This window comes from Salmonella sp. FC25216 (assembly GCF_057751355.1).
Genome location: NZ_JBDGON010000010.1, coordinates 123,491 through 131,036, shown reverse-complemented (window position 1 = coordinate 131,036; position 7,546 = coordinate 123,491). Strand labels below are relative to the sequence as shown.

At 52.8% G+C, this 7,546-nt stretch carries 7 protein-coding genes and 2 tRNA genes; 6 read left to right on the top strand and 3 right to left on the bottom strand.

Annotation, left to right across the window (positions count from 1 at the left end; translation table 11 throughout):
* The first annotated feature begins 33 nt into the window (after window positions 1-33).
* The 6 genes from AC3G3F_RS19150 to luxS all read left to right on the top strand — a co-directional run bounded on the left by AC3G3F_RS19150 (window position 34) and on the right by luxS (window position 3,769).
* A tRNA-Arg gene (locus AC3G3F_RS19150) sits at window positions 34-110 on the top strand.
* Window positions 111-169: 59 nt separating this feature from the next.
* Window positions 170-246, top strand: a tRNA-Arg gene (locus AC3G3F_RS19145).
* Between the two features lie 236 nt (window positions 247-482).
* Window positions 483-1,049 carry a fructose-1-phosphate/6-phosphogluconate phosphatase gene (gene yqaB, locus AC3G3F_RS19140; protein WP_023248988.1) on the top strand — a complete coding sequence of 189 codons (567 nt, stop codon included), beginning with the start codon at window positions 483-485 and terminating at the stop codon, window positions 1,047-1,049.
* Window positions 1,046-1,471, top strand: a complete 426-nt coding sequence (locus AC3G3F_RS19135; RefSeq protein WP_023248989.1) for a YqaA family protein — start codon at window positions 1,046-1,048, stop codon at window positions 1,469-1,471. Before yqaB ends, AC3G3F_RS19135 begins: the two co-directional genes overlap by 4 nt.
* 76 nt (window positions 1,472-1,547) lie before the next feature.
* Window positions 1,548-3,104 (top strand): glutamate--cysteine ligase, encoded by a 1,557-nt coding sequence (gene gshA, locus AC3G3F_RS19130; RefSeq protein ID WP_023248990.1) that lies wholly within the window; start codon window positions 1,548-1,550, stop codon window positions 3,102-3,104.
* Between the two features lie 149 nt (window positions 3,105-3,253).
* Window positions 3,254-3,769, top strand: coding sequence for an S-ribosylhomocysteine lyase (gene luxS, locus AC3G3F_RS19125; protein ID WP_001130198.1), 516 nt, complete (start codon window positions 3,254-3,256; stop codon window positions 3,767-3,769).
* Between the two features lie 142 nt (window positions 3,770-3,911).
* Here luxS and emrB read toward each other — a convergent pair whose 3' ends face one another.
* From emrB to mprA, 3 genes are all read right to left on the bottom strand, one after another.
* Complete coding sequence (gene emrB, locus AC3G3F_RS19120) at window positions 3,912-5,450, bottom strand: multidrug efflux MFS transporter permease subunit EmrB (RefSeq protein ID WP_023248992.1); 1,539 nt, start codon at window positions 5,448-5,450, stop codon at window positions 3,912-3,914.
* Window positions 5,451-5,466: 16 nt separating this feature from the next.
* On the bottom strand, window positions 5,467-6,639 hold the full coding sequence (emrA, locus tag AC3G3F_RS19115) for a multidrug efflux MFS transporter periplasmic adaptor subunit EmrA (protein WP_023248993.1): 1,173 nt from the start codon (window positions 6,637-6,639) through the stop codon (window positions 5,467-5,469).
* Window positions 6,640-6,765: 126 nt separating this feature from the next.
* Entirely contained in the window at window positions 6,766-7,296 is a 531-nt protein-coding gene (gene mprA / locus AC3G3F_RS19110; protein WP_000378431.1) for a transcriptional repressor MprA, read from the bottom strand.
* Between the last annotated feature and the right edge of the window lie 250 nt (window positions 7,297-7,546).

Below are 7,546 nucleotides of genomic sequence, written 5' to 3'. Positions count from 1 at the left end.
ACATCAAGTCTTGTAGTAAACATCATTCCCGATGCATCCGTAGCTCAGCTGGATAGAGTACTCGGCTACGAACCGAGCGGTCGGAGGTTCGAATCCTCCCGGATGCACCATCTTACTTAGTGTGGCAGTAAATGCGACATCAAATCTTGTAGTAAACATCATTTCCGATGCATCCGTAGCTCAGCTGGATAGAGTACTCGGCTACGAACCGAGCGGTCGGAGGTTCGAATCCTCCCGGATGCACCATATTCCCCGTACTTTCAGCGATGAAGATGCGGATGCGATGGCAGTAATAACCCCAGGCACCAGGAAGGATAACGTTGCTTCAGCAACGGCCCGTAAGGCAAGTAATCTTCCTGTATGCGTCATTTCCCTGCGATCGGTTTTCCCCTTATCCTGAACATTCCTCTTTATCTCTATTAGCGACAAAATCAACCAATTGCGATAAAGTACTGTCTGGTTATTCGGTTTGCGAGAACACGATGTACGCACGTTATGCTGGTTTGATTTTTGATATGGACGGTACTCTTCTGGATACCGAACCAACGCATCGCAAAGCGTGGCGTGAGGTTTTGGGGCGCTATGGTCTTCGTTTTGATGAACAGGCAATGGTCGCGCTTAACGGTTCACCAACCTGGCGTATCGCCCAGTCAATCATTGAGCTTAACCATGCCGATCTTGATCCCCGGTCACTGGCGCGTGAGAAAACCGACGCGGTAAAAAGCATCCTGCTGGACTGCGTAGAACCGCTGCCGCTGATTGAGGTGGTCAAGGCGTGGTATGGACGGCGTCCCCTGTCGGTCGGTACTGGTAGCGAAAGCGCTATTGCGGAAGCCTTGTTAGCGCATCTGGGGCTGCGTCGTTATTTTGATGCGGTTGTGGCGGCAGACCACGTACAGCATCACAAACCCGCGCCTGACACCTTCTTACTTTGCGCGCAGCGGATGGGCGTTATGCCAACGCAGTGCGTAGTATTTGAAGATGCCGATTTTGGTTTACAGGCGGCGCGGGCGGCAGGGATGGATGCCGTGGATGTCCGACTATTGTGAGTGACGGACTGTCTCTCCTGTCTCTGTTTGCCAGTAGTTTTCTCAGCGCTACGCTGTTACCCGGTAATTCTGAGGTTGTTTTGGTTGCCATGCTGGTCTCCGGAGTCAGTCATCCCTGGGTCTTAGTCTTAACAGCAACAATAGGTAATAGCCTTGGAGGGGTAACTAACGTTATTCTTGGGCGTTTCTTTCCGCTGCGCAAAACGTCGCGCTGGCAAGAAAAAGCGACTGGCTGGCTAAAGCGTTATGGCGCAGCCACACTATTATTAAGCTGGATGCCGGTAATCGGTGATTTGTTGTGCCTGTTAGCGGGATGGATGCGCATCCCGTGGGGGCGGACGATCTTTTTTTTGTGTCTTGGTAAGGCGCTGCGCTATGTTGCGCTCGCAGCGGCGACGGTTCAGGGCATGATGTGGTGGTAATAATTGTAGGTTTGGCATGCATGGCCGCTATTACAGTTATGCTTATTAAAACGATTTTGACAGGCGGGAGGTCAATTTGATCCCGGACGTATCACAGGCTCTGGCCTGGCTGGAAAAACATCCTCAGGCGTTAAAGGGGATACAGCGCGGGTTAGAGCGCGAAACGCTGCGTGTAAATGCTGATGGCACGCTGGCGACAACAGGTCATCCTGAAGCGTTAGGTTCGGCGCTGACCCATAAATGGATTACCACGGATTTTGCGGAAGCCCTACTGGAGTTTATTACGCCAGTCGATGGCGATATCCAGCATATGCTCACCTTTATGCGCGATCTCCACCGTTATACGGCCAGGAAACTGGACGATGAGCGGATGTGGCCATTAAGTATGCCCTGCTATATTGCGGAAGGGCAGGACATTGAGCTGGCGCAGTACGGCACATCGAATACGGGGCGCTTTAAGACGCTCTATCGCGAAGGGCTGAAAAATCGTTATGGCGCTTTGATGCAAACCATCTCCGGCGTACATTACAATTTTTCATTACCGATGGCATTCTGGCAGGCGAAATGCGGCGTTACGGAAGGCGAAGCGGCAAAAGAAAAAATTTCTGCCGGCTATTTCCGCCTGATTCGCAATTATTACCGTTTTGGCTGGGTCATCCCATATCTGTTTGGCGCTTCTCCGGCCATTTGTTCCTCTTTCCTGCAAGGAAAGCCGACCACATTACCGTTTGAAAAAACGGACTGCGGCATGTACTACCTGCCATATGCGACGTCGCTGCGTTTGAGTGATTTGGGCTATACCAATAAGTCGCAAAGCAATCTGGGTATCACGTTTAACGATCTACATGAATATGTTGCAGGCCTGAAGCGGGCGATTAAAACGCCGTCAGAAGAGTATGCGCGGATTGGTCTGGAAAAAGACGGTAAGCGACTACAGATTAACAGCAACGTTCTGCAAATTGAAAATGAGCTGTATGCGCCCATTCGTCCCAAGCGCGTGACGCGCAGCGGCGAATCGCCTTCAGATGCGCTGTTACGCGGCGGTATTGAGTATATTGAAGTACGCTCTCTGGATATCAATCCATTTTCTCCGATCGGCGTGGATGAACAGCAGGTGCGTTTTCTCGATCTCTTTATGGTCTGGTGCGTACTGGCCGATGCGCCGGAGATGAGCAGCAGCGAGTTGCTGTGCACGCGCGCCAACTGGAATCGCGTTATTCTGGAAGGCCGTAAACCAGGCCTTACCCTGGGGATTGGCTGTGAAACTGCACAGTTCCCGCTGCCCAAAGTAGGGAAAGATCTCTTCCGCGATCTGAAACGCGTGGCGCAAACGCTGGACAGTATCCACGGGGGAGAGGATTATCAGAAAGTCTGCGACGAACTGGTTGCCTGTTTTGATAATCCGGAGCTGACGTTCTCCGCACGCATTTTGCGCTCAATGATTGATACCGGTATTGGCGGTACCGGGAAAGCGTTCGGCGAAGCTTACCGTAATCTGTTACGCGAAGAGCCGCTGGAGATTTTGCAGGAAGAAGAGTTTATTGCTGAACGTGACGCTTCAGTACGTCGTCAGCAGGAGATTGAGGCGGCGGATACCGAGCCGTTTGCCGCGTGGCTTGCAAAGCACGACTGACCCAAAAGAAAAAGGCCACTCACGGAGTGGCCAAAATTTCATCGCTGAAAACAGGGATGATGATAACAAATGCGCGTCTTTCATATACTCAGACTCGCCCCGGAACAAAGAGTTCAGTTTATTTTTAAAAAATTATCGGAGGTGACTAAATGCCATTGTTAGATAGCTTCGCAGTCGATCATACCCGGATGCAAGCGCCGGCGGTACGCGTGGCAAAAACGATGAATACCCCGCATGGTGATACCATCACCGTTTTCGATCTGCGTTTCTGCGTCCCGAATAAAGAAGTGATGCCGGAAAAAGGGATTCATACTCTTGAGCACCTGTTTGCTGGCTTTATGCGCGACCACCTCAACGGTAACGGCGTAGAGATTATCGATATCTCGCCGATGGGCTGTCGCACCGGTTTCTACATGAGTCTGATCGGTACGCCCGATGAGCAGCGCGTTGCTGATGCGTGGAAAGCGGCAATGGCCGACGTATTGAAAGTGCAGGATCAAAACCAGATCCCGGAATTAAACGTTTACCAGTGCGGCACCTGGCAGATGCACTCCCTGAACGAAGCGCAGGAAATCGCCCGCCATATTCTGGACTGTGATATTCGCGTGAATAACAATACAGAGCTGGCGCTACCGAAAGAGAAGTTGCAGGAATTGCACATTTAGTCGTGCCCTTACTGCCCGGTGACGCTAACGCTTACCGGGCCTACATGTTGGGCAAGAGCTGCGTAGGCCGGATAAGGCAACGCCGCCATCCGGCATAACTCCCCGGCGCAAAAAAGCCAGTTCATGTGAACTGGCTTTTTTATTAGTGCGCGCCGCCTCCGCCGCCACCCGCGCCGAACGGTGGTTTCGCGAACCAGACCAGGCCGAGCAGCACCAGGAATATTCCGGCTGACATCCAGAAAATTTCATTGGCGGAAATAATCAGCCCCTGATTCGTGATTTGCTGGGCTATCCAGCCTGACGCCTGTTGGTGCGTCATCCCTAAGCCCTCCAGCTTATCGTACATGGCCTGAGCGTTTGGATTATACGCCGTGACCGACTCCGTTAGCTGAGCATGGTGTAGCGACTCACGATCGGTCCACATGGTGGTGGTAATCGAGGTGCCGATGGAGCCCGCCAGCGTTCGCGTGAAGTTCGACAGACTTGATGCCGCCGCCAGCCGTTCGGGCGGTAGCCCGGAGAGTGTAATGGTGGTCAGCGGCATAAAGAAGCAGGCGACGGCAAACCCCTGAATAAACTGCGGCCACGCGGAAGCGCCGAAATCCATACCCGGTTCGAACGTCCAGGCGCGCCAGTAAAAACAAACGGCGTACATAATGAAGCTGAACGTGACCAGCCTGCGCATATCCAGTTTATGCGCGAAGCGTCCGATAATCGGTGACAAAATTACCGGAATAATGCCGACCGGCGCGGACGCCAGACCTGCCCACGTTGCGGTATAGCCGTACACCTCTTGCAGAAGCTGCGGCAGCAGAACAATGGCGCCGAAATAGAGCATATAAGCAAGGCTGATGCACAAGCACCCGATAGTGAAGTTACGCGATTTAAAAAGAGAAAGATCGACGATAGGGTGATCGTCGGTGAGCTCCCAGACAATCAGGAAACTGATGGCGATTACGGCTACCACGGTCAGGATGATAATTTCCTGCGAAGAGAACCAGTCCAGCTCTTTACCGCGATCGAGCATGATTTGCAGGCTGCCGATGCCAATCACCAGTAGCGCCAGACCGATGGCGTCAATACGCCGTCGTTCGGTGCGCGTTTCACGTCCGCGCAGCGTTTGTAACGTCATCAGGACGACGACAACGCCAATCGGCACGTTGATGAAGAAAATCCATCCCCAATGGTAGTTATCGCTGATGTAGCCCCCCAGTATCGGGCCGCAAATCGGCGCGACAATGACGGTCATTGACCAGAGCGCCAGCGCAATGGAGCGCTTCGCAGGCGGATAGTTATTCAGCAGCAGGCTTTGCGAGAGCGGAATCAACGGCCCGGCGACCACGCCCTGCACCACGCGGAAGAAGATCAGCATATTCAGGCTGCTGGATACGCCACAGGCCCATGAAGCCGCGGCAAAGGCGACCGTCGACCACATGAACAGTTTGACTTCGCCAAAGCGTTTTGCCAGCCAGCCGGTTAAGGGAATCGAGATGGCGTTCGCCACCCCGAAAGAGGTGATAACCCATGTCCCCTGGCTTAGGGAAGAACCCAGGTTCCCGGCGATGGTGGGAATCGCCACGTTGGCAATGGTGGAGTCCAGCACCTGCATGAATGTCGCCAGCGACAGCGCGATCGTCATGATGACGAGCTGCGCGCCTTCCAGCGGTTTTTGCTGTTGCATCACACGCACCTCAGGATTAACCCGCGTTAGCCTGCACGATGTCGTCGATCAGTTTATTGACCGGCGCGAGATTAATTTCGCGTGCGTTACTTTCGGCAACCGGCGTCGTTCGTACCTGGCTGGCCAGTACCTGACCGTCGCGGTTAGCAGTGTCCACAGTTACCAGCGTCGATAAACCAATACGCAGCGGATGTTGTTCTAACTGGCGGGCGTCCAGTTCGACGCGTACCGGCAGACGTTGAACCACTTTAATCCAGTTACCCGTCGCATTTTGTGCTGGCAGCAGGGAGAAGGCGCTGCCTGTCCCCATATCCAGACCGACGACTTTACCGGTGTATTTTACGTCGTCGCCATAAATATCGGTAATAATCGTAACTGGCTGCCCAATGCGCATATTCGCTAATTGGGTCTCTTTAAAGTTAGCGTCCACCCACAGATCGGTTGCAGGCACGACGGCCATCAGCGGCGTGGTGGGGCTGATCTGCGCGCCTGGCTGGACGGCGCGGCGGGAGACGTAACCGGTCATCGGACTGACGATGCGGGTACGCTCCAGCGCCAGCCAGGCGTTACGCACTTCGGTCGCCGCTTGTTGAACCGCAGGCTGATCTTCCAGTTTACTGTTGAGTATCATTGCCTGATTGGCATTGTACTGTTGAATGGCGACATCCAGTTGTGCCTGTGCGCTGGCGACGGCATCGCGGGCGTGTTGCAGCTCTTCACGGCCAATAAGGTTGGCATTACCCAGCGGCACACGGCGGTTAAGGTCGCTTTGCGCTTGCGCCAGGGCGGTTTTTCGCACGTCGATATTCGCCTGCAACTGCTTGCTGTTAATCATCAACTGGTGCGTCTGGCGCACGCTGGAGGCCAGCGCCGTTTTGGATTTTTCAAACGCCTGTTTGGCGTCGGTCTGATCGAGCGTGACCAGAACATCGCCCTCTTTTACAAAGTCGGTGTTATCAGCCCAGACTTTCGTCACGCTGCCTGACACCTGCGCCATGATTTGAACCTGGTTCCCTGCCACGTAAGCATCATCTGTCTCTTCAATATGACGCAATACTAAAAACCAATAAATTCCATATGCCACGGCAATAATAATAAAGAGCAAGGTAAGAAGTAGCAGCGCTGTTTTGCGTTTGCCTTTCTTCTTAGCCGATTGCTGCGGGGGTTGGATCTCCGCATTTGCGCTCATGTTGTTCTCCACGATCTTATTATTCACATCGGCTGAACCGACCTGTTGTCAGAAAGGCCAGCAGTAACGCATGCTGGCCTGTCCGCTTTCCTGTTATTAATCTGGATGTTTGAGCGGGTCGGCGCGTTAGCGCAGCGCCTCAAGAACAGTGCCTTCCTGCTCCATTTGATCAAGACGTGTCAGGAGCTTACGAGTGATGTGCTCAAGTTGATCTTTTTCGGCAGTGCTAAGTGATGACCAGAGTTGATGCAGACAATGATGCTGAGGCGGAAGCACTTCTTGCAAAAATGCCTGACCTTTCTCCGTTAATTGCAGATGCAAGCAACGGCGGTCGTTATCGCTCTCACGACGCTCAATCCAGCCTCGTTTTTCCAGTTCATCTGCAATGCGCGTCGCATTGGTGCGAGATGAACCCAGCGCGCAGCTTAATTCAGACGGCTGAATACTGTGGTTTTCCTGAGACTCCAGCGTAATCAACGCCATAAACAACGTCTCGTTAATCCCTTGAGCCTTCAGCATTTTATTGCGGTTTTCCAGGAGCTTGCCTTGCATGTGCATACAAAGGCGGGTCAAAAGAATTTCCTGATAAGGAAAGTCTTCGTGACGGCTGGCGCGAAATTTTAGCATTTGTTCAATGGGCGTAAACGAACTATCCATTTGGGCATGACCTCATTAATTTCAGCCGATATAGTAACGACAGTGACAAATAAAGTAAATGTATTATTAATACAAAATCATTCTTTCAGGCTATAAAACAGACAATGATACGCAGACTGAGACATCAGCGGGAACATTGGGCCCGGTAAAGCGCCGCCTGTGGCGAATCCAGGAATGATGAGAAAAGCGTGGGCGCCTGCATGAAAAAGTCAGGAGAGAACAAGAAGCGGGAGGGGCGAAAGCCAGGTAA

Bases quoted from the DNA above. Each gene is read 5' to 3' on its own strand.
- yqaB (WP_023248988.1), top strand. From the start codon at position 483: ATGTACGCACGTTATGCTGGTTTGATTTTTGATATGGACGGTACTCTT.
- emrB (WP_023248992.1), bottom strand. From the start codon at position 5,450: ATGCAACAGCAAAAACCGCTGGAAGGCGCGCAGCTCGTCATCATGACG.
- mprA (WP_000378431.1), bottom strand. From the start codon at position 7,296: ATGGATAGTTCGTTTACGCCCATTGAACAAATGCTAAAATTTCGCGCC.
- emrA (WP_023248993.1), bottom strand. From the start codon at position 6,639: ATGAGCGCAAATGCGGAGATCCAACCCCCGCAGCAATCGGCTAAGAAG.
- luxS (WP_001130198.1), top strand. From the start codon at position 3,254: ATGCCATTGTTAGATAGCTTCGCAGTCGATCATACCCGGATGCAAGCG.